The organism is Salinivirga sp. (assembly GCF_055145285.1).
In genome coordinates, this window is record NZ_JBSRDC010000005.1 from 39874 (window position 1) to 63438 (window position 23565).

General features: G+C 38.7%; 20 protein-coding genes. 9 read left to right on the forward strand and 11 right to left on the reverse strand.

The features are described from left to right. Positions 1 to 12: 12 nt before the first annotated feature. The 8 genes from rfbD to ACTB0Y_RS01305 form a co-directional block, all read right to left on the reverse strand. Positions 13 to 888 (reverse strand): dTDP-4-dehydrorhamnose reductase, encoded by an 876-nt coding sequence (rfbD, locus tag ACTB0Y_RS01270; protein ID WP_463204970.1) that lies wholly within the window; start codon positions 886 to 888, stop codon positions 13 to 15. Next, entirely contained in the window at positions 881 to 1441 is a 561-nt protein-coding gene (gene rfbC, locus ACTB0Y_RS01275; RefSeq protein ID WP_463204971.1) for a dTDP-4-dehydrorhamnose 3,5-epimerase, read from the reverse strand. Before rfbC ends, rfbD begins: the two co-directional genes overlap by 8 nt. 4 nt (positions 1442 to 1445) lie before the next feature. After that, positions 1446 to 2318: a glucose-1-phosphate thymidylyltransferase RfbA gene (gene rfbA, locus ACTB0Y_RS01280; RefSeq protein WP_463204972.1), complete on the reverse strand. Its 873-nt coding sequence runs from the start codon at positions 2316 to 2318 to the stop codon at positions 1446 to 1448. Between the two features lie 32 nt (positions 2319 to 2350). Next, on the reverse strand, positions 2351 to 3310 hold the full coding sequence (locus ACTB0Y_RS01285; RefSeq protein WP_463204973.1) for a UDP-glucuronic acid decarboxylase family protein: 960 nt from the start codon (positions 3308 to 3310) through the stop codon (positions 2351 to 2353). Between the two features lie 134 nt (positions 3311 to 3444). Next, on the reverse strand, positions 3445 to 3843 hold the full coding sequence (locus tag ACTB0Y_RS01290; RefSeq protein ID WP_463204974.1) for a DUF4878 domain-containing protein: 399 nt from the start codon (positions 3841 to 3843) through the stop codon (positions 3445 to 3447). Positions 3844 to 3853: 10 nt separating this feature from the next. Next, positions 3854 to 4483: a YiiX/YebB-like N1pC/P60 family cysteine hydrolase gene (locus tag ACTB0Y_RS01295; RefSeq protein ID WP_463204975.1), complete on the reverse strand. Its 630-nt coding sequence runs from the start codon at positions 4481 to 4483 to the stop codon at positions 3854 to 3856. Positions 4484 to 4595: 112 nt separating this feature from the next. Continuing rightward, positions 4596 to 5306 (reverse strand): tRNA1(Val) (adenine(37)-N6)-methyltransferase, encoded by a 711-nt coding sequence (locus tag ACTB0Y_RS01300; protein ID WP_463204976.1) that lies wholly within the window; start codon positions 5304 to 5306, stop codon positions 4596 to 4598. 3 nt (positions 5307 to 5309) lie between these two features. After that, a complete protein-coding gene (locus ACTB0Y_RS01305; protein ID WP_463204977.1) occupies positions 5310 to 6089 on the reverse strand; it encodes a TIGR02757 family protein in 780 nt (259 codons plus the stop codon). A gap of 62 nt (positions 6090 to 6151) precedes the next feature. Between ACTB0Y_RS01305 and ACTB0Y_RS01310 the strand changes: the two genes are divergently transcribed. Beyond that, on the forward strand, positions 6152 to 6820 hold the full coding sequence (locus ACTB0Y_RS01310) for a LysE family translocator (protein ID WP_463204978.1): 669 nt from the start codon (positions 6152 to 6154) through the stop codon (positions 6818 to 6820). Here ACTB0Y_RS01310 and ACTB0Y_RS01315 read toward each other — a convergent pair. The 3 genes from ACTB0Y_RS01315 to ACTB0Y_RS01325 all read right to left on the reverse strand — a co-directional run bounded on the left by ACTB0Y_RS01315 (position 6765) and on the right by ACTB0Y_RS01325 (position 12268). Beyond that, positions 6765 to 7463, reverse strand: coding sequence for an ABC transporter ATP-binding protein (locus ACTB0Y_RS01315; RefSeq protein WP_463204979.1), 699 nt, complete (start codon positions 7461 to 7463; stop codon positions 6765 to 6767). The genes ACTB0Y_RS01310 and ACTB0Y_RS01315 overlap by 56 nt on opposite strands. Positions 7464 to 7591: 128 nt before the next feature. Further along, the gene (gene secDF / locus ACTB0Y_RS01320; protein WP_463204980.1) at positions 7592 to 10768 is read right to left on the reverse strand and encodes a protein translocase subunit SecDF; all 3177 of its coding nucleotides are present in this window, start codon (positions 10766 to 10768) and stop codon (positions 7592 to 7594) included. A 162-nt stretch (positions 10769 to 10930) separates the two neighbouring features. Then, on the reverse strand, positions 10931 to 12268 hold the full coding sequence (locus ACTB0Y_RS01325) for a saccharopine dehydrogenase C-terminal domain-containing protein (RefSeq protein ID WP_463204981.1): 1338 nt from the start codon (positions 12266 to 12268) through the stop codon (positions 10931 to 10933). Between the two features lie 365 nt (positions 12269 to 12633). Here ACTB0Y_RS01325 and ACTB0Y_RS01330 point away from each other — a divergent pair, with 365 nt between their 5' ends. From ACTB0Y_RS01330 to ACTB0Y_RS01365, 8 genes are all read left to right on the forward strand, one after another. Next, positions 12634 to 14028 carry a C1 family peptidase gene (locus tag ACTB0Y_RS01330; RefSeq protein WP_463204982.1) on the forward strand — a complete coding sequence of 465 codons (1395 nt, stop codon included), beginning with the start codon at positions 12634 to 12636 and terminating at the stop codon, positions 14026 to 14028. A 75-nt stretch (positions 14029 to 14103) separates the two neighbouring features. Beyond that, positions 14104 to 15210, forward strand: coding sequence for a pyridoxal phosphate-dependent aminotransferase (locus tag ACTB0Y_RS01335; protein WP_463204983.1), 1107 nt, complete (start codon positions 14104 to 14106; stop codon positions 15208 to 15210). Further along, a complete protein-coding gene (gene asnB, locus ACTB0Y_RS01340) occupies positions 15211 to 17088 on the forward strand; it encodes an asparagine synthase (glutamine-hydrolyzing) (protein ID WP_463204984.1) in 1878 nt (625 codons plus the stop codon). It begins immediately after the preceding gene. Between the two features lie 11 nt (positions 17089 to 17099). Further along, on the forward strand, positions 17100 to 18296 hold the full coding sequence (locus ACTB0Y_RS01345) for a glycosyltransferase (protein WP_463204985.1): 1197 nt from the start codon (positions 17100 to 17102) through the stop codon (positions 18294 to 18296). 49 nt (positions 18297 to 18345) lie between these two features. Beyond that, the gene (locus ACTB0Y_RS01350; protein WP_463204986.1) at positions 18346 to 19107 is read left to right on the forward strand and encodes a polysaccharide biosynthesis/export family protein; all 762 of its coding nucleotides are present in this window, start codon (positions 18346 to 18348) and stop codon (positions 19105 to 19107) included. 2 nt (positions 19108 to 19109) lie between these two features. Then, positions 19110 to 21524 carry a polysaccharide biosynthesis tyrosine autokinase gene (locus ACTB0Y_RS01355; RefSeq protein WP_463204987.1) on the forward strand — a complete coding sequence of 805 codons (2415 nt, stop codon included), beginning with the start codon at positions 19110 to 19112 and terminating at the stop codon, positions 21522 to 21524. Positions 21525 to 21545: 21 nt separating this feature from the next. Continuing rightward, a complete protein-coding gene (locus tag ACTB0Y_RS01360; protein ID WP_463204988.1) occupies positions 21546 to 22610 on the forward strand; it encodes an MraY family glycosyltransferase in 1065 nt (354 codons plus the stop codon). A gap of 7 nt (positions 22611 to 22617) precedes the next feature. After that, on the forward strand, positions 22618 to 23565 hold the full coding sequence (locus ACTB0Y_RS01365) for a lytic transglycosylase domain-containing protein (RefSeq protein ID WP_463204989.1): 948 nt from the start codon (positions 22618 to 22620) through the stop codon (positions 23563 to 23565).

Consider the following 23565-nt stretch of genomic DNA (forward strand, 5'->3'; position numbering starts at 1 on the left):
CACAAACTTTTTTTATTCTTCCAAAAGATCAATGCATTTTGCCAGACTATCTTCCCAATGCGGAATAGCAAGATGAAACTGATTTTTAATTTTACGTTTATCAAGCACGCTATAATAAGGTCGTTTTGCCGGTGTAGGATAATCGCTGGTAGGTATTGGATTAACCTTTACCCGGTTGTTGGCAGTTTGCTGAATTTTCAATGCAAAATCGAACCACGAGCAAACACCTTCATTGGTGAAATGGTATATTCCACGGGAAAAATCTTCTCCTGCCACATATTGCGAAGTAATAGTTTTTATGGCATCAGCCAGATCTCCCGCATAGGTAGGGCTCCCCACCTGATCATCGATTACACCAAGTTGCTTACGCTCTTTCCCTAACCTCAGCATGGTTTTCACAAAATTTTTACCAAATTCGGAATAAAGCCATGCCGTGCGAATAATAATGGCATTTTCGTATGTTTTTTGTATGGATTCCTCACCCAAAGCTTTTGTTTCACCATAAAAATTCACCGGCCTGATAGGGTCATTTTCGATATAAGGCCGAAATCCTTCTCCACTGAATACATAATCTGTCGAAATATGTATTAAAAAGGTATTGAACATTTTACATTTTTCAGCCAATACAAGTGGCCCTTTCTGATTCACTTTAAGGGCCATCTCCTTTTCATTTTCAGCATTGTCTACGGCGGTATAAGCAGAACAATTAATCAACACATCCGGTTGTATTTCCTGCAATTTTGCCTCAACCTGCCTGCGGGAAACAATATCCATTTGGTCCATATCAATACCAAGTACATTAATATTGTCGCAGGATTTTAGCGCTTGTTTAACTTTTTGTCCCAGCTGTCCGTTAACACCAGAAATTAATACAGTTTTCTTAGGCATGAAATTCAAATTTATTTACACAATCTTTAAAAGCAGGATGAGCCTTATCCTTATTGCTTAACCGGGCTTCATCATAAGAAAGGCCCCAGTCAATATCCAATTCACCATCGAAGGGGTTTATACCTCCTTCTGATTCGGGATGATAAAAGGCATCGCATTTATATTGCACCAAAGATAGATCACTCAGTACAGCATAGCCATGCGCAAAACCTTTGGGCACGAGAAGCTGGCGATGATTATCTGCCGTAAGTTTTACGCTATACCAGCGGCCAAAAGTTGGAGAACCTCTGCGCAAATCCACCACCACATCGTTTATTTCACCTTGCACCGCCCTGATTAATTTACTTTGGGCAAAAGGCGGATGCTGATAATGCAAGCCTCTCAATACGCCATATTGGCTCAAAGCCTGATTATCTTGTATAAAATCGTATTGAAGGCCTGCCTGCTCAAAAACCTGCTTATTATATGATTCATAAAAATATCCGCGCTCATCCCCGAATACTTTAGGTTCTATAATTAACAAGTCGGGGATGGGTGTTTCAATAATCTTCATGTTTTTAACTGTTTTTTCTGGCTACTTCAAATAAATACTCACCATACTGATTTTTTTTCAGTTCTTCTGCAAGCTTGAGCAATTGCTCTTTATCAATGAAGCCTTTTTTATATGCTATTTCTTCGATGCAAGCAATTTTCAACCCTTGTCTTGTCTCAATGGTTTCCACATAATTAGAAGCATTGTGCAAACTTTCATGTGTTCCTGTATCTAACCAGGCAAATCCACGTCCAAGCAGTTCAACATTCAGTTTTCCTTCGTTGAGGTACATTCGGTTGAGATCGGTAATCTCCAATTCGCCCCTATCCGAAGGCTTTAATGCTTTAGCTTTTTCAACTACAGTATTATCGTAAAAATACAAACCGGTGACTGCATAATTCGATTTAGGATGTTCGGGTTTCTCTTCTATGCTTAACACCTGGCCTTTTTCGTCGAATTCTGCCACACCGTAACGCTGCGGGTCTTTCACATAATACCCGAAGACTGTAGCCCCTTGAGTTCTTTCAGCGGCATTACTGAGTATACCAGAAAAACTGTATCCGTAAAAAATATTGTCGCCCAGAATCAGACATACCTGATCGTTTCCTATAAACTCATCTCCTATAATAAATGCCTGTGCAAGTCCATCGGGAGAGGGTTGTTCTGCATATTGTATATTTAGCCCGTATTGGCTGCCATCTTCGAATAAATTTTTATAAAGCGGCAAATCTCGGGGGGTTGAAATAATGAGTATATCCTTTATACCAGCCAACATCAAAACAGAGAGCGGATAATAAATCATGGGTTTATCGTAAACCGGAATAATTTGTTTCGAAATACTTTTTGTGATAGGATAAAGTCTCGTACCGGCACCGCCGGCCAGAATAATACCTTTCATATTTTTGAATTTAATGGTTCATTTATAGAATATTACCAGGTATCGAAATTACCTGATTTCAAAAGATTATCAAAATAAGTTATTGTTTTTCCAAGCCCCTGACGCAAGGCTATGGAAGGTTCCCATCCATCAAGTAATTCATGAGCTTTCGATATATCGGGTCGCCGTTGTATCGGGTCATCATCGGGTTTTGGTAAATACACTACTTTCGAAGTGGAACCGGTCATCTCCAATACCATATCGGCAAGTTCCTTTATGGTAAACTCTCCGGGATTTCCCACATTAATAGGTCCGGTAATTTTGTCGTCGGTTTGCATCATGCGAATCATTCCTTCCACAAGATCGTCAACATACTGAAAGCTGCGGGTTTGGCTACCATCGCCGTAAACTGTAATATCCTGGTTTTGGAGCGCCTGAATTATGAAGTTTGAAATTACCCGGCCATCACTCGGGTGCATGCGGGGGCCATATGTATTAAAAATTCGTATAATTTTTATCCGGACTTTATTTTGAATATGATAATCCATAAATAAAGTTTCAGCGCAGCGCTTGCCTTCATCATAACACGACCTACGGCCAACGGGGTTTACATGCCCCCAGTAGTCTTCGGTTTGCGGATGCACTTTGGGGTCGCCATAAACTTCTGAAGTAGAAGCCTGGAGTATTGGGGCTTTTATACGTTTAGCCAGACCCAGCATATTGATGGCACCCATAACAGAAGTTTTTACTGTTTTGATTGGATTATACTGGTAGTGTATTGGAGAAGCCGGGCAGGCCAGATTGTAAATTTCATCTACTTCGGCATAGTAAGAGGTAGTTACATCGTGTCTGACGACTTCAAAGAACGGGTTGTCCCTCAAATGCAGGATATTTCGTTTGTCGCCTGTAAAATAGTTATCAAGCGAAATAACCTCATATCCTTCATTTAAAAGCCTCTCACACAAATGTGAGCCCACAAAACCGGCTCCACCGGTAACAAGCGCTTTTTTCATAGGTAGTTGTAATACTTTTTTCTTTTAACAATTCTATCTGAGTTCAAAATTAAGGCTTTTAAGGTATTTTTAGTGCTAAAAACAAAAAAAGACTGCCTTTAAAGGTCAGTCTTTTTTTGGAAAATTGAAGATAATTATTGTCCCACATTAATCATCCAGTTTCCATTTGTCTTTACAAATCGGGAGTTGGCGGGCTCTTTATCTCCGTTACCATACGCCACTTCTGCGTGTACAGTGCAACTTTTTCCATCCTCAGCAATTTCTTCCTTAAGAATATTGACCTTTTTAATTCCGCCTTTCTTTTCAATTTGGCCTTTACTCATTTCAAGCATCTTTTTAAGTTTTTCACGGTCTTCTGTTGTAATTTCATCTCCTTTGGTGTCCAGCCTGTCTATCACATAATCATATTCACCATCAGCAATACTTAAATATACTTTTTCAGTGATATCGCCGGGGGCTTCATCATTACCACAAGCAAAAAACATTGTAGTAGATGCTGCTAAAACAGTAAATAAAAACGCTAACTTTCTCATAAGCATAAATTTAGTTGTTTGTATAAGAATAAATTTGTTGGATTTTCTTATTTTTTAATATTGTACCGGGAAATATTATTGGTATCTGTTTTGGAAAATACAGGGTATCCATATTGCCCGACAGAATATCGATATTGCATTTTTGGTACGCATTACGCACCAATTCGGTACAGTACAATTTGGATGTATCGTGTAAATCATAAGCCCCATCAAATTCAACTTCCTCATTAAATATTCTTTTCACATAATTGCCAATTATTTCTCGCTGATAATTATTCAGCTTTAGCCTATATACAGCCCCAGCAGATGCGTTGTCATAATCCCAAAAATCTGACAAGGGTTCAATCCTCACCTTGTTCTCAGTTTTATTATCGGCCGGCACAGCATGCACAACAGTACAATCTCCATTTTTATTTATATGGGCTATTCCTACATGAGAATATCGGACACTACCATCAGCTTTCAAAACTGCATAGCTTTCAATACTCTTTCCTCTCCTAAAAACTAAATCGCCCTCATAAATCCTGGGCAGTTCGTAAATGTTGTATCCAATATTTTCTGAATCATTAAAAACGAAAGTCCGAATTATGGAAACATCCAAAATGGTGAGTAATGCTATGACAAAAATCAATGGATTCATTCGATGGCTTTAGTGTAAAGATAGCAAAAAAAACACAGGGCTTTTGAAAAATAGTTAGTTAACACCAAATTAATAGCTACCGTAAACGGTTATACCGTTAAAAAAACTGAAGTCACAAATAAAATGGGTATGTGAGTTGTCTGTATGCCGCACTATATTGATGCCGCCCAAATTCCTCAATAATCAACTCTTCCGGCTCCATTGGTTCATACTTATAGCTTAATTCAACGAGCATACGATGAGGAGGTTTGCCGGGAGTAGGTTTTACAAATGTGAGGGTTGAAATAAACAAACCATTTATTTGGCAAATATACTGAAGCTCAGACTTTGCAGTTGTTGGCAATATCAAAGAAATGCGGCCATGAGCGGCCAGTACTAAAGCAGAACTTTTAATAAGTTCATCTAAACTTAAAGATTCATTATGCCGGGCTGTTGCTCTGCTGTTCTGTGGAGGTTTCAATGTGCTGTTAAAAAAAGGCGGATTGCTTACAATATGGTCATACTTTCTCGTGGAGGTTTGCGCAAAAAAATTAAAGTCTTGATGGTACAATAGTATTCTATCGCTCCATTTGCAGGCCAATACATTTTCTTCTGCTTGTTTAAATGCACCCTCATCAATTTCAACACCCGCTATTTTGGACTTATTGGTACGTTGAGCTGCCATAATAGCAATCAGGCCTGTGCCCGTGCCAATGTCTAAAATATGAGTTGATTGTGAAAAGTTTGCCCAGGCACCCAACAGCACGCCATCTGTTCCAACCTTCATGGCCGTGCGATCCTGGTTGATTTTAAATTGTTTAAACTGAAACCATTGATTAGCCATTGATTAAAACTTTTCGAAAATACCCAGACCAAATAAAGCAAAATCATATTTCACCGGGTCCTCCACGTCAAATTCCTGTAAGGTGCTTGTAATCTCTTCCACAGCGCTCCAGTCATTTGAACGCCGCGTTAGAAGTCCCAGCTTTCTGCTTATACGACCCGTATGAACATCTAACGGAAGATATAATGCCGAAGGTTTTACAAACTTCCACATGCCAAAATCTACTCCTCTGTTATCGTCTCGCACCATCCACCTCAACATCATATTCATTCGTTTGGCGGAAGAGCCTTTGGCCGGATTTGATAAGTGTTTTTGCGCACGTCCTGGTTTTTTGTGTTGAAAAAACCGGCAATGAAACAAAATAAGTAAATCATAAATATTTCCTGCTTCTTTATATAAATGCTCAAAACAATTTCCAAGGGATCCGTATTCAGCAACTAACTTTTGCAATGCTTCTATAAAGTAAACTAAATCACTATCTTTAAAAGTACGATAAACAAATTTTTGAAACCGTTTAAAATCGTCTTTCCCCGCATTTTGCACAAATTCATAAGGGGCATAATCCATCAATTGCATCATTTCCATGCCCTTTTTTACAATCATAGGTCTTTGCCCCCAGGCAATTGTAGCTGACAGAAATGCTGCGATCTCTATATCTTCTTTTTTCTTAAAAAGATGTGGTACAGCAATGGGATCATTTTCAATAAATTCGCTTCTGTTGTATTGCTCATATTTCTCCTCAAGCAATTCTTTAACCAAGAGTCGGGCAGCTTCGTTTGTCATTTATATAAATAGTTTTCTCATTAGTGCAATTTTAATTATTTTTGGGTCTTTTTAAAAGATTTATGGAAGAAGCTGTAGCACCAGTAATATTATTTTTGAAAGGCATAGTGATTGGTCTTGCTGTATCAGTGCCCATGGGCCCGATTGGGGTTTTATGTGTTCAAAAAACCATCAATAAAGGAAGGCTACATGGTATGCTATCTGGTTTTGGAGCAGCATTTGCGGACACTGTTTTTGCCATAATAGCGGTTTTTGGATTAACGGTAACTAAAAAAATTTTATTGGAATACCGTATAGAACTCCAGATATTGGGTGTAATTGTGCTTTTAGGACTTGGAGCTAAAATTTTCTTTTCAAACCCGGTGACCCAGATTCGCCGACGGGCCAGAAATAAAGGACAAGGTATTTTTGGTGACTTCATTTCGGTTTTTTTCCTCACATTAAGTAATCCATTAACAGTACTTTTCTTTGGAGCCACCATTGCCGCATTAAGTATTCACGAGACAGACCATTACCTGATGTCGCAATTAATACTTGTTGGTGGCATTAGTGCTGGAGCAATGAGCTGGTGGATCGGGCTAACGTCCATTGTAAATATCTTCCGTCACCGCTTCAGACTCAAACAATTATGGTGGATCAATAAAATATCCGGCATTGTTATTCTCACATTGGCAATTATTGCTGCTGTGCTTTTGGTTTTGCGCCATTTTGGACAGGTTGACGGTTTATAATCTCACCATCCCGCAGTTCCACAATTCTATCGGCCAAACCGGCCAACTCCTTGTCGTGCGTTACTATAATAAAGGTAAGGTTAAACTCATCCCGCAATGCAAAGAAAAGCTTATGTAACGATTCTTTATTAGCGGTATCGAGGTTACCAGAAGGCTCATCGGCCAAAATTACCTTTGGCCTGTTCATCAGAGCCCGAGCCACCGCCACACGTTGCTGCTCCCCACCGGATAATTCTGATGGTTTATGATCTACTCTCGAAGTAAGACCCATTTTCTTAAGCAACATCATTGCGTTTTCGCGGGCATCTCTCATACTGTGACCTTTAATTAGTGCAGGTATACTAACATTTTCCCATGCACTAAACTCCGGTAATAATTGATGAAACTGAAAAACAAACCCAATATTATCATTACGAAAACGTGCAAGGCCCTGCTGTTTAAGTTCGAATGGGTTTTGCTCATCGAACCAAACCGAGCCACTATCAGCCTTGTCGAGGGTTCCCAAGATTTGTAACAAGGTTGTTTTTCCGGCACCGCTCGGCCCCACAATAGTAACAATTTCACCTTGCTTAATGCATAAATCCACATCCCGCAACACGTGCAAATCTCCGTAATATTTATTTAACTTTTCTACTTTTATCATATTTAAAGTTCAACAGGTTGAGCATAAGTGATTATACGCAAAATTAAGATTTAAAATTGATAATGAGACATTCAAAATAAAAAACCCCGACAAAAATTTGCCGGGGTTTCATGTAGTTTATATTTGAATTACTTTTTGGCTCCTTTGAGTGCGCGTTTACGTTCATCAGCTTTTACGGTATCGTAAACTACCGGTGTAGCAATAAATAATGATGAATACGTACCCACTGCAACACCAACCAACATGGCAAATATAAATCCGCGGATCATTTCACCACCAAAAATAAAGATGGTAAGCAGTACCACGAATGTACTCAACGATGTACTAAATGTACGGGCGAGTGTGCTGTTAAGTGCTGTATTGAGGATCTCTTTTCGTCCTCGTTTCTTATAAAGCCCGAGATACTCACGGATTCGGTCAAATACTACCACAGTATCGTTAATAGAGTAACCTACAACAGTAAGAATGGCTGCAATAAATGATTGATCTATCTCCATGGAGAAAGGCATTATGGTATAGAACAGCGAGTAAAGACCCAATATAAATAACACATCGTGTAAAAGGGCTGCAACGGCGCCTAAACCGAACTGCCAATTGGAGAATCGTATTAAAATATAGAGGAAAATGATTATCAGCGAGAAAATTATCGCATAAATAGCTGATGTTTTAATATCATCTGCAATGGTTGGTCCTACTTTCTGCGAACTCATACGGCCGACGTTCTTATCCTGGTCTGACACAAACATCTGGTAATCAACATCACCAAAATGTGGTTTCAGGCCTTGATAGAGTTTTGCTTCAACATAATCATCAACATCTACTTCGTTACCTGAAGCCACTCCTGTAATTTTATAAAATTCTTGCCTGTTTGCTTCTGTTAACTCATAATCAGTATCTATCAGATATTTGGTAGTTACCTTAATCTGATTATTTCCACCAAAAGTTTTCACTTGAGGGGCTTCACCAAATACATCTTCGAGGTCATTTTTAATTTTGGTTACAGAAACATCGTCCTGAAAACGCACAATATAGTTGTGTCCTCCGGTAAAATCAACACCTAGATTCAGTCCACGTGTAACCAATGAGCCAACGCCTACAATAATAACAATACCTGAGATGGCGTAAGCAATTTTACGTTTTTCGATAAACTTAATGGCTGTATTTTTAAATGCATTCTGCGTAAGTTTGGTAGCAAAAGCAATATTTTTCTTTTGACCAAGTAGGCCTTCATATATAAGGCGTGTAATAAAAATTGCAGAGAATAAAGAGGTAATGATACCAATACCTAACGTAATGGCAAATCCATAAATAGGTCCTTTACCAAAATAACCAAGTATTATGGCGGTAAGCAAGGTTGTTAAGTTGGAGTCAATAATGGCAGAGTAGGCATTTTTATAACCATCAGAAATTGCCATTCTCAAACCTTTACCGGCGTTTAACTCCTCTTTTATTCGCTCATAAATCAGCACATTTGCATCTACAGACATACCGATTGTCAATACAATACCGGCAATACCCGGGAGTGTAAGGACAGCTCCGAGCGATGCGAGTATACCTGAAATGAAAAACATGTTTGTGATAAGGGCAAGATTGGCTACCCAACCGGCATGCCGATAGTATAAAACCATGTAAACCATTACAATAAGGAACGCTATCAGGAATGACCACAAACCTTTTGTAATGGATTCCTGACCAAGAGAAGGTCCAACGATTTCTTCCTGGATAATATGCGCAGGGGCTGGTAATTTACCTGACTTCAATACGTTTGCAAGGTCTTTAGCCTCAGCAACTGAAAACTGCCCGGTAATAGATGAACGACCACCTGTAATCTCCTGATTAACTCTAGGATAGCTATATACGTAATTATCGAGGACAATGGCAATTTGGTTGCCAATATTATTTCTTGTAAGGCGGGCCCATTTTTTTGCACCTTCTGTATTCATAGTCATAGAAACCTCTGCACTACCACCTGTCTGACTATTGAAATCGGCGCGTGCATCGGTAACGACATCACCAGCCAATGCGGGTTCACCTTCCATGTTGCTAACCTTAAGTGCAACAAGCTCGTAAATGTTACCTTCTTCATCAATGGGCTGTACATTCCAGCGGAACTTAATACGCATTGAGCGCGGGAATATTTCCTGCACCTCTGGCATATGGAGGTATTCATTAACCTGTGCTGTATCGCTAAAATGGGCATAACCTACAGATGCACCTGGCATTAATTTATTATCTTGTGACACACGAGGCATCAACACAGAAAACAATGGATTCTGTTCACGCATCTTTGCATCTGACATTGAAGTTGAATCTTCGGCAATTAATGTAGAATCCTCAGAGAGCAAATCCTCATCTTCTGACAACAAATCCTGGTTTTCTTCGACTTGCTTGCTTTCCGCTTTAGCCTGAACAGCTTCACCTTCTTTATCAGCCGCCTGCACACTGTCTTGTTGTGCTTTTTCTATTTGTTCTAAACTGCGAATTTTCTCATTTGCCCTGTACAAGTATTCATAAACTTGTTTATTACTGTGTGTTTCCCAAAATTCAAGTTTCGCGGTTCCTTTCAGAAGTTTACGCACACGCTCCGGGTTTTTAATACCGGGTAATTCAATTAATATTTGGCCATCTGTTTCCAGCGGTTGAATTACAGGTTGTGCCACACCAAAACGGTCGATACGATTACGTAATACATTAAAGGCGTTTGAAATGGCACCATCAGTTTCGTTACGAATTACGTCAAGTACCTCCTGGTTGGTTGAGTTGAAGTTAACTTTTTCGCGCAAATCTTTGGTGCTAAAAATAGTAGCTAAACGTCCTTCCGGAGCAATTTCCTCATATGCACGACCAAAAAGCGTTACAAAATCTTCTTGTGTTTCTTTTTGGTATTCTTTTGCTTTTTCAAGAGCCGCCAAAAAATCAGGATCATCGCTATTTCCAGCTAATGCCTCAATTATATCAGATACTGATATCTCCAGAATAACGTTCATTCCCCCTTTCAAGTCAAGTCCAAGGTTAATTTCACGTTCCTGACATTCGCGGTAGGTAAATTCACGGATTCCGATAAAGTTATAGACCGGTTCTCCCGCGATAGAATCCAGGTAATGACTCTCTTTTTTCTTTTTAAGCTCGTCTAATTCTTCCTCACTTAACTCTTTCTCAGATTTTTTTGCCTTTGCAACATATCCCTCTGCATACTCTTCAGCATCATTAGATACCATTGAAGTAACAAAAGTAAACGATAACTGGTAGACTACTACCAATGCCAGTGCAATTGCAATAAACCTAATTACTCCTTTATTCTGCATTTCGTTTGGTTTTTGATAATGATTTCAATTTTTTGCCAATTAATCGGGCAAATATATTCAAAATTTTTTAAATACATGACGTATTAGCACATTGATCTCAAGATTAAAAATTCAAGTCGAACCTGCTGATAACTGAAACGTTCCGGGTAAGTGCGCTGTGCACTATTTTTGAATATTTTCACTTAACGGCAAACCAAATTCCTCCACCATTTTAATATCCATCTTTTCCAGCGCTTTCATAACCGGTTCATAAATCTCTTTAACAACAGGCCGATAAACGCCTGCAAGTGCTATTTCTCCCTGTAAAATTTTATCGACCGCCACGGCTGCAGGTAACGCAACGGTACGGGCTACAGAGGTAAAACCTTTGGGGTCACCGTAATCGAGCAGACGGGATTTTACAACCTCTTTTTCTCCACTTTTCTTTTTAATTAAAAACACATGCTGCATGGCCACCATATCGCGATCGTTCTCTTCCATCCACATTTTATCAATCATCAAATCCGAAGTAATTTCAAAAGCGGTATCTTTTCCACGTTCCATGTTTTTATTGTCGAGAAGCCCCAACCACTCAATAGATTTTATAGCATCGGAATTTACAGAAATACCCAGTTTATCAGCTATAGCTTGTTTCAGGTCAGCACCTTTCAAACCGGCCATTTCTTTCACAAAATCTGCATAAGTTTTGCCTGTAAAATCGTGTTCGTCAGTTTCAATTAAATTTAGTTTTTTTATGGCATCTAAGGTTGAACACCAACTTTTATGTCTAAAGGTTCCTCTAAATAATGTTTTAACCTCAGGAATCCTATAAATGTCAATATAGTCAATCGAGTTTCGATTTGGATATACATCCATTGTGCCTACATCCGGAAAATTAATCTCAAAAATATCCTGAAACAAGTCCTTAGGATCCACGTAAATTTCTTCTCCCTTATGCAAGTATGTAGCATCGTTTTTACTGGCAAGAATCACTCCCTTGGGGCTCCATGAGAACTTGTATCCCAATGGATTATCTACGTCTTTAGGGTCTGGTAAAGCCCCCGTAATTGAAAAAAAATCTTCCACCTCTCCTTCAGCATCGTGCACTTGATCTATGATGCGCATGGCAGACATATGGTCAATTCCCGGATCCACACCAATCTCATTGAGTAAGAGCACATTCTTATTTACAGCTTCCTCATATAAATTTTGCATTTCGGGCTTCACATAAGATGTAGTTACCATGTGCTTTTGATGCTCCAGGCATACCTTAGCTACCATTACATGAAATTTATAAGGTAAAAGACTTACTGTAAGATCATGTTGCTTAACTAAATTGTGAAGACGCTGCTCGTCCTCGGCATTCCAATAAACAAACTGTCCATTTGGATGGTTATTTAGTAATTGCACTGCTCTTTCCTCGTTTATACTAGCTACAGTTACATGATACTGTTTCTCGAGTAAATATTCGATGATAGGGCCGGCAACCATACCTGAACCTAAAATTAAAACGCTTTTCATAAGAGTTATTTTTCTGTTAATGCTTATCGCATCAAACTATTTCACATGTTTATAATTAATTTGCTATGCAAAAATCATCACTTAAAAACAGGTTTGATGATTTTTGAACGGTCATTTCATTATAAAATTAAACATCAGCGAAAATATAAGATTATTGCACAGCATAAAAGGTATTTTATCATTTTTTGCAGACTCAACATATAACAAGTGTTATATACAAACATACTCAACAGAGGCATAACCATTTCCACACGCAGGATCATAAAAAACAAAAGGCAGGTAGTCTTTGGCAAATTTTGTTGCAAATACCTTTTATTAACCTTATTTTTGCCGCATTAGCAAATAACCTAATTAACTCAGGTAATATGAAAAAGCATACAATTTTAGCTATTGTTCTTTTATCTGCTATCTCATTGGCCTTTGGTCAAAAGGGCAGCATTAGCATGGAAATGATTAACGAAATGCATAAAGATTTCAACACAGATAAAGAAAATATAATGCGTATGAATGCAATTTCGAACAACAGTATAAAAGAAATTGCACTTAGCCGCAGCAACCTAAGTGGAGTTGAACATCATTTTAAATATAAAGTTGATGTAAGCGGCATTACAGACCAGCAAAAATCAGGACGTTGCTGGCTATTTACCAGTCTGAATGTAATTCGCCCCAAGGTAATTGAAAAATATGATTTGTCGGAATTTGTATTCTCGCAAAACCATTTATTCTTCTGGGATCAGTTTGAAAAAGCCAACTTGTTTCTTGAAAATATCATTCAGCACGCTGACGAAGATTTAGACAGCCGTTACAACCAATGGTTACTAAAATCGCCCATCGGTGACGGGGGCGTATGGAACTCCTTTACAAACCTTGTAACTAAATATGGCTTAGTACCACAAAGCATAATGCCCGAGACGCATAATTCAAAAAACACAGCTTACATGCGACGCCTGTTAAGGCGAAAAATTCGCGAATTTGCTCTTGAACTCAGGAATATGCACAACGAGGGAGCCAAACCTAAAGCAATTGAAAAACGAAAAGTTGAAATGATGGGCATAGTATACAAAATGCTCGCGCTTAATTTGGGTGAACCACCACAAAATTTTGAATACCGGTTCGTAAACAAAGAGGAAGAATTGGGGGAAAGGAAGAACTATACACCTCAGGAGTTTGCAAAAACCATTTTGCCAGATATCAATTACGATAACTACGTAATGTTAATGAACGATCCCACTAGAGCATATCACAAACTGTACGAAATTGATAACGATCGTAATGTAATGGAGGGCATGAACTGGAAATATATAAACCTGCCAAATGATGAGCTGAAACAATATGCCGTGACATCAATTAAAGGAAACGACGCCATGTATGCCTCCTGTGATGTTGGCAAACAACTTAATAACGACATAGGTTTATTAGACCCGGCCAACTACAACTATGAAAGTGCATATGGTATAAAATTCAACATGGATAAAAAAGCCAGAATCCTAACACGCGAAAGTGGTTCCAGCCATGGAATGGCATTAATTGCCGTTGATGTTGATGCACAGGAAGAACCCGTAAAATGGCAATTTGAAAACAGTTGGGGAAGCAAAAGCGGACACAATGGCTATCTTTCATTTACAGACAAATGGTTTAACGAGTACATGTTTAGAGTAGTTATACATAAAAAATATTTACCAGAAAAGGTACTTAAAATCTTAGAACAGAAACCTACCATGTTGCCACCATGGGACCCGATGTTTAAAGCAGACGAATAGATAAACTATAATTCTTAAAAACAAAAAGACAGCGGTAAAATATTTATCGCTGTCTTTTAATAATTGATTATTGCTATGCAAATCAATGAAACCAATACTGAAACATCGCGCATACTCAAAATTGGTCAAAAAGCGCGCAAATTACAAGAAGAACAAAACACACCCTACCTGATGCTACACCGGGGAGTTAATGCTGTAGTGAATATAGATATAAACGACATAGCAAGATCTATTGACTTTAACTCAACAGACATACAAGTGTACCCCGGCACAGCGGGAAAAGAAAAACTTCGCAGGGCAGTTTCCGACAGTTATTTTAAAGGAAAAGCCAACCCCGACAATATTCTTATAATGCCTGGCGGCATTAGTGGTCTTGATATAGCATTTCAAAATATTCAGGTAGATGCCATTACTCTGCCCCATTTTTTCTGGGGCTCATATGCTCAGCTTGCCAGGCTACGCAAAATAAAACTGAACGCTTACCCAAACCTGCAGACGGTTATAAAATACCCCAACAAGTTCACCAATCAATTGGTCATAATTAATGATCCGGGAAATCCTCTTGGAGAAAAGCATGCGGATACCGATATTTTTAATGCAATAGACAGGTTGTACCAGGAAAAGATTCTTGTATTAGTTGACAGCCCCTATCGCAAAGTATTTACAGATGAGGAGGATGATCTATACGAGCGGTTACTTGATTTTCCCAATGTAATTATTGTAGATAGTTTTAGTAAATCAATGGGATTGAGTGGACAAAGAATAGGATTTATGCACAATCAGGATAAAACCTTTATTCAGGAAGCGAAACAACGACTTTTATATGCAACCAATGGCGTTAATGCATTTGCACAGGAACTCGTTTACCGGTTAATAAGTACAGAAAAAGGCAAAGAAGCAATTCGAAAATTTAGAACAGAAACCAGCTCTGCAATCGCCAAAAACATAGATTTTTTGATTAACAACAACCTACTGTCCACCGAATTTTATAAAAACAGCAAACCAATGGGTATTTTTGCAAGTATAAAGAGGAAAGAAGAAGAACTACTTGCAAATAAAATTAGTGCCGTTTCGATGTCATATTTCAGTATTGACCCTGAGAAATATAAAAATCACTCCCGAATATGTGTATCGGTGCCGCACGAAGAGTTTGTAAAATACTTAAACCCATTGGTCAAATAAATGTGTGGAATAGCTGGATATTGGCTTAAAAGCGAAAATGCAACTTCTCAACTTACGAATCTGGAAAATGCTGTTAAAAGGCTCAATAAAAGAGGCCCTGACTATAGCAACTTTTTCCATAAGGATAACGTAGCGTTGGGGCATGCGCGTTTGTCCATTATCGACACTTCTGCTTCAGCCCATCAGCCTTTTACAGACAGCTCCGGTAAATTCACAATAACATTTAACGGGGAAATTTACAACTTCAAACAACACCGAAAAATACTCGAAAAAGAAGGGGTTAAATTCCGAACCAATTCAGACACAGAAGTTTTACTCGAACTCTTTAAAAAATATCATACAAAAACACCCGCTATCCTCAATGGATTTTTTGCGTTTGCCATTTACAACCATTCCACACATGAAGTATTCATAGCGAGAGACAGATATGGCATAAAACCGCTCTACATTTCAGAAGATGACCGCCAAATATGCTTTGCATCGGAAATTAAGGCTTTACAGGAATTCAACATCGACAAAACACCTGATTACTCATCCATTAGCCGCTATTTTCAGCTTAATTATATCCCAGGCCCTGACACCATTTTCAAAAAAGTGAAACAGATAATGCCGGGAACTTCAATGCTAATCAATAGCAGTGGGGTAAAAACACTTAAATATTATACTCCTCCCCAGCAGCCCGGTTACGAAGGTGGCTACAATGAAGCCCAACAGAAACTTAAAGCATTAATGCTTAAATCGGTAGAAAAAAGGCTAATTGCAGATGTACCCTTAGGAACTTTTTTAAGTGGAGGAATTGATTCATCCATTATTGCGACACTCACAGCAAAGATAAACCCCAACATCGAAAGCTATTCCATAGGTTTCCCGGACGAACCATATTTCGACGAAACACAATATGCAAAAGCCGTAGCAAATAAAGCAGGCCTTAAGCACCACATCATCAATGTGCATTCGCGCGACATGCTCGAAGCATTAACCAATGTGTTAGATTATATGGATCAGCCTTTTGCCGACTCCAGTGCTATACCCGTTTACATTTTAAGCCGCGAAATAAAAAAGCACGTTACAGTTGCCCTCTCTGGCGATGGCGCAGATGAACTATTTGGAGGTTACCGCAAACACATGGCCCATAAACGCGCATTAAACCCATCATTCTTTAATACATTAATAAAAACAGCTGGTCCTATTTTAGAGCTCACACCACAGTCAAGGCAAAATAAAATCGCTGACAAGGCACGCCAGGCAGCAAAATTCAGTCGTGGCATTAAACTTCAGGGCATCGAAAGATATTGGTTTTGGGCAAGCATATCTTCCGAAAGTTACGCCAGAGAACTTGTATTAAATGCTCCTGCAAATGATTCCATAAAACCATGGGATTCATTAGGCTTGAACATTCCGAAACAACACGAGTTACACCATATACTAAATGCTGATATAAAAATGCTACTTCCAAACGATATGCTCACAAAGGTTGACATGATGTCGATGGCCAATAGCCTGGAAGTACGCGTTCCTTTTCTCGACCACGAGCTCGTGGACTTTGCAATGCAACTACCAACCAATTATAAAATCAACAAAAACCAACAGAAAAGAATCCTGCAAGATACTTTTAGAGACGAATTACCAGAAATATTGTATAACCGGCCCAAGAAAGGTTTTGAAATACCTTTGGGGAACTGGTTTCGCAATGACCTGTTTGATTTCATATTTCATGAAATACTTAATGAAGAAAAAATAAAAAAACAAGCAATATTAAACCACAGGACCATTGCCAATTTGCGGACCCAACTCATGAGCGCAAGCCCCGGAGATGCTCCGGCCAGAATTTGGGCGCTTATAGTTTTTCAGAACTGGTGGGATACTTACATGAATTAAAAAGAAAATCTATGCCTAAAGTTTTACGCATTATAAACAGATTTAACCTGGGAGGTCCAACATACAACGCTGCCTATTTAACACGCTACCTGACTGATAAAGGATTTGAAACAAAACTGGTAGGTGGTGTCTCCCTGGAATCCGAAGCTGACTCCATGTTCATTTTAAACCAATTGGGCATAGAAGCCGAAATTATTCCGGAAATGCACAGGTCTCTCAACCTCATTAATGACCGGAAGGCTTATCTCAAAATCAAAGAAATTATTAAGCAATTTCAACCCGATATTGTGCATACCCACGCATCAAAAGCAGGCACATTAGGCAGGCTGGCCGCGATACAGTTAGGTGTTCCGGTTATAGTGCATACTTTTCATGGACACGTATTTCATTCCTATTTTTCCGGGGCAAAAACCTCTGTATTTAGGAAAATAGAACAATATCTCGCCAGTAAAAGCACAAAAATTATTGCTATAAGTAATAAACAAAAACAAGAATTATCAAATGAATTCAAGATAGCCCCTCCAGGCAAATTTGAAGTCATACCTTTAGGCTTTGACCTCGCCCGCTTTAGACAAGACCATTTAGACAAGAGAGTAGCCTTCAGAAAACGGTGGAATCTGGATGAGAATGATTTTGCAATAAGCATTGTAGGCAGGCTGGTACCCGTAAAAAATCACAAACTTTTTATTGAATCTATAGCCAGATTAAAATCTACATGCCAAAAACGCATCAAGGCCATTATCGTGGGAGATGGTGAGTTGCGGGAAGCATTACTCAAACATTGCGAACTTGCAGGCCTGAAAACAAGTTCTGACGGACAAGGAGATAAAAATGCAGATATAATATTTACTTCATGGCTTCGCGATGTGGACGAAGTATATGCCGGAAGTGAATTGGCAGCTCTTACATCATTTAACGAAGGAACACCAGTGAGTCTTATTGAAGCTTTAGCTGCCGGCAAACCAGTAGTATCAACAAAAGTAGGTGGAATTGAAGACATCGTGAAACACAAAACCAATGGCCTCCTGGTGGCGTCAGATAATATAAACGCCTTCTCAAAAGGTTTGCAATCACTAGTGCTGGATGACAAACTCAGAACAGAAATGGCTATTGAGGCCAAAAAAAGTATAAATGGACAGTTCAGTTATAACAGACTCGTAGAAGATACATCAAGGTTATACAATAAGTTATTGTCTCAGGCAATTTAGTCAATGTACATAAAAAAATATATCTTTGGAAGTTGATAAAGGCTTTAAAATGAAAATAAACAGTTCCAGATTTATATTATGGTTGGTTATTGCACTTACAACCTTTAGCTCCTGCAAAGTATTGCAGCCCAACCGTATGTTTAAAACCGACAGCGATTTTGCGTATAATGAATTCAAACCGGTTGATACCAAAGAGTATAAGGTACAACCTTACGATATCATTAGCTTAAGCATAACTACAAACAATGGCCTTACATTAATCAACATTGGTAATCAACAAGGCAGCAGCAGGGGAAACCTGCGCAGAGAAATAGAATACCTTGTGGAATACGACGGATATGTAAAAGTACCGACATTAGGCAGGGTCCATATTGCAGGAAAAACCATCAGGGAAGCCGAAGCATTTTTAGAAAAACAGTACGCAGCGTATTACAAAAACCCATTCGTCCTGTTAAGAGTAAACAACCGTAAAGTATACGTATTCAAAGGTGGTGGAGGTCAGGGCTCCGTCATCAACATTCCGGAAGACAGGCTAACCCTCATTGAAGCACTCGCTATGAGTGGAGGTATACCTGACAGCGACAAAGCTTATAAAATTAAACTTATCAGAGGAGATTTAAGTAGTAATCCAGAAGTTTACCGATACAACATATCTTCACTTGAAGATGTACAGGGGAGCAATTTGCTGCTTCAGGCCAACGATATAATTTACATTGAAAGCCGGCCACGTTACGCAAGAAGAGTATTGACAGAAATAACACCATACCTTACCATTCTTAGCACATTTTTATTAGTATACAATCTGTTTTAACCATGCAAAACCGAAAAATACCTATTGTTAACGATACTTTCGACATTGTTACTTTCAAACGAATCTTATACAGATCCGCTTGGATAGGTCTTTTTATAATACTACTCGCGGTTGGTGCAGGATTTCTTAAAATCCGTTACACAGCGCCACTTTACGAGGCTAAGTCGGTACTTCAGATTCAGGAAGATAAAAAAACAAGTCAGGTTTTCCAGTTAGATGATCTCTATGACGACAACAAAAAACTAAACAAAACCATTGCCTTAATCAGATCAAAGGAATTTTTGAAGCGCACATTTGCAAAACTTCCACTCGACATACGCTATTTTGTAGAAGGTGCATTTCTGAGCGATGAAATTTATGAATCATCTCCATTTAAAATTCAATATAAAATTAAAGACAGTAAAGCTTATGGCACACCTGTTTATATATCTTTTGAAAACAAAAAAGATCTTATTTATGAATATGAATACAGAGATGAAACACACCGGGTCCAAGGCAAGGCAGGCGAATGGACCGACCTGTGCATATTAAAGTGTAAAGCAGAAGTGGTTCGCTACAAAGCAATTCAAAACATGTACGAAAGTGCAAAGCAAAACAGCTACTACTTTGTAATTTACAACGATGAACAAATATTTGAAGAGCATAGTAAAAAACTAAGCATAAAACTCCTAAGCAGCAGCTCCAACTCTATAGAGATATCTTACCAAAGCCACAACAGCCAGCAGGCAGCAGAACTTGTAAATGCTATAGCAAGAGAATTCCAACGATTCGAGGTTGAAAAGAAAAAAGAAAGTGTGCAAAATATACTTGCATTTATTGAGCGACAACTAAAAAACGTGTATAAAACCCTCGACACTACCGAATCGAAACTGCAAAAATTCAAAAAAGAAAATAATATTCCCAGCGAAACATTTGAAAGATCTCCCTTCCCAATTTTTACAGCTAAAGTTGAAGAGTTTGAAGAAAAAATTACAACACTTGAGTTTGAAATATTTACCCTAAAAAATGTTAAATCGCAACTGGAAAACAGTCAGCAGTTAAACATTTATGAAATGATTGCCATGCTGGCTGGCACAAATAGCGAAAAGGTACTTGTCAGTATCCTATCAAACCTTCAGGATCTTGTAAACGAAAAAAATCAATTATTGAATGATGTGACAGAAAACAACATGCGCATTAAAATAATTGATAAACAAATTGCAAATCAAAAGAAGCTCATTCTTGATTTTGTAATAAACAACATAAGCAGATTAAAAGAAAGAAAAACGGAATATCAAAACAAGATTAACGAGTATGAACGAAAACTCTTTGCTGATGATTCATTTGATAAATTAGAATTTGCCCGTCTTCAACGTCTGCAGTCGATTAATGAAGGTTTCTACAATCAACTTATACAAAAGAAAGCAGAATACATGATCTCACAAGCAGGTTATGTTACACAAAACGTAATATTGGAACGCGCCAATGCCAACCTTCAATCTATCGCTCCCAAGAGAGAACAAATCCTAATTGTTAGTTTTGTACTCGGATTAATTCTTTTCTTCATCTTCATCTTCATTCGTTACCTCTTGTTTAATGAAATCACCTCAGTGAACTTGATAAAGAGCTACACAAAAGCCCCTGTTATTGGCGTTGTGCCTGCATATAAGAAATCTGTTCCGGTATCACAACTTCTGGTTAATCAGAAACCCAACTCCATGTTTACAGAAGCTTTTCGCAATATCCGCTCCAACCTGCAGTTTCTGTCCCCTGGTGCAGGCTCAAACGTTATTACAGTTACCTCAACAATAAGCGGCGAAGGTAAAACATTTGTGGCGATGAACCTGGCCGGAATACAAGCTATTTCAGGCAAAAGGGCAATAATACTTGACATGGACATGCGTAAGCCACGCCTGCACCTCGGATTTAATGTGGACAATGATAAAGGCATGAGCACCATCCTTATAGGTAAGCATACTTACAAGGATTGTATTTTTATGTCAGAACAAAAGAATCTTGATTTCATTACAGCAGGTCCGGTACCGCCCAACCCAGCCGAACTGGTCTTCAGCCCCCGAATGGATGAACTCATTGAACAACTCGAAGAACTTTACGACGTAATTATTATTGATACACCACCAATTGGTATCGTAACAGATGCCCTCGCCAACTTGCAACGAGCTAATTACCCTGTTTATGTGCTCAAATCGAACCTGTCTAAACGTAATTTCCTGGAAAACATTAACGCACTCATAAAAGACAAGCGTTTAGATAACCTGTCCGTAGTATTCAATGCTGTAGACATGGCCAAACGCCGATATGGATATGGGTACGGATACGGTTATGGATATGGCTACGGTTATGGCTATTACTCCGACGAAGAGGACACTTCAAAAAAAGGATTCTTTAAAAGAATATTTAAAACCAACAAAGCATAAAACCATATTGACCAAAAAGTTATGGAAAACGCACTTCTATTGACCTTATTTTTCATGTACACTTTTCTTCTTGGATTTTTAATGCACAAATACCTCATTAACCGTTCAAGAACCTATAATTTACACAAAGCAAATATATCAGCTGTAAGATGGGAGCAACAATCAAAACCTATCTTTGGCGGAATTACATTTTTCAGCCTTTTTATATTTGGGTTGATAAACTATATGGTATTTTTCCCATTAGAAATATTTATAAGCGGAAAAAGTATTGCCATAATTCTTGTAGTCACCATTTCATTCCTCATGGGCCTGGCCGACGACCTGTTAAACACCTCTCCCCTATTCAAGTTTGGCATGCAACTGGCTGCCGCCTTCCTGCTCATTTATTTTGGCATTTACATCAACATATTTTCAAATGATATGCTGAATTATCTATTAACTATTTTTTGGGTCGTAGGAATTATGAACTCAATTAATATGTTAGATAATATGGATGCCATCACTACACCAAGCGGCCTTTTCATTCTCATCCTGATTGGATTAATTATTGGTGTAAGGGAACCGGCCGACATGTGGTTTCACCTGACCATACTTATCAGCATATATGCCAGCATGGGAAGTTTTATGATATTTAACTGGCATCCGTCAAAAATGTATATGGGCGATAATGGCTCACAATTCCTGGGTGCTGTGTTAGCGGTGCTGTCTATAATCTTTTTGTGGAACCAACCCATCACGCCCAGCCCGCACACAGGTCTTTTTAAGCTTGCCACGGTACTTATAGCCTTTACAATGCCGCTAAGCGACACGGCTACGGTAAGTATCAACCGCTTGCTTAAAGGCAAGTCTCCATTTGTAGGCGGTAAAGACCATACCACACATCATCTGTCATACGCAGGCCTTTCTGACCACATGGTTGCCCTTGTTTTCATAATAGGGTCATTAATATCTGTTACTTTGGCATTTGTTTTGACTGTGTATTACCCTGATGCCAGCCTTACTACTTTAGTTATATTTTTAGCATGGCCGGCAATCATTTTTACTACTTTATACACATTAACACGAATCGTGAAACCGAACAAATAGTTGATGAATGAAAATTAAAATTATTTCCATTACCGCCATTTTACTGGTGGTAACATTGTGGGGTATTAAAAGCTTATCTCAACCAAACAAGCCGCAGCAACAGCACCAGGTCACAGAAATTGAACACAACACATACTCAGTTAAACCTGCAGATATTCCTGCGCAATTAAGTTTTGCAGGAGAAACCGTTCCTGTACAATTCTACGATGTGCGGGAAAGACTTGACAGGGAACTACTGGTCAATAAATTCTGGCACTCCAGCACATTTCAATTAATTAAAAGGGCCAACCGTTACTTCCCGGTTATTGAGGAAATTTTAAAAGAGGAAGGCGTGCCCGAAGATTTTAAGTATCTGGCTGTAGCTGAAAGCGGACTGCAAAATGTAGTCTCACCCAGCGGTGCATCAGGATTTTGGCAGTTTCTGAAAGGTGCAGCTCGCGATTTTAACCTGGAGGTGAACAGTCAAGTAGACGAACGTTACCACCTGGAAAAGGCCACTCGTGCAGCAGCAAAATATCTAAAATGGAACTACGAAAAGTTTGGAACCTGGACCATGTCGGCAGCCGCATACAATTATGGCCGATCAAACACTTTACAACAAATCGCTCGTCAGAATTGCCATAAATATTACGACCTGTTGTTACCCGAGGAGACAGAAAGGTATGTATTCAGGCTAATTGCCTTAAAACTAATACTCAGCAACCCTGAAAAATATGGATTCATTCTAGACGAAAATGACTTATATGCTCCCATAAAAACAAAAAAAGTTCAAATATCAGGAACCGTAAAAAACTTCGCTAAGTTTGCAGAACAGCACGATATTTCATACCGAATGCTTAAAGAATTTAACCCCTGGCTTAGGGAAAATTATTTGCGAAACCCAAAGAATAAAACATACATCATAAGAATACCAGAAAAACATTTCCGGCATCAATATGACCATCTGAGCTATTGA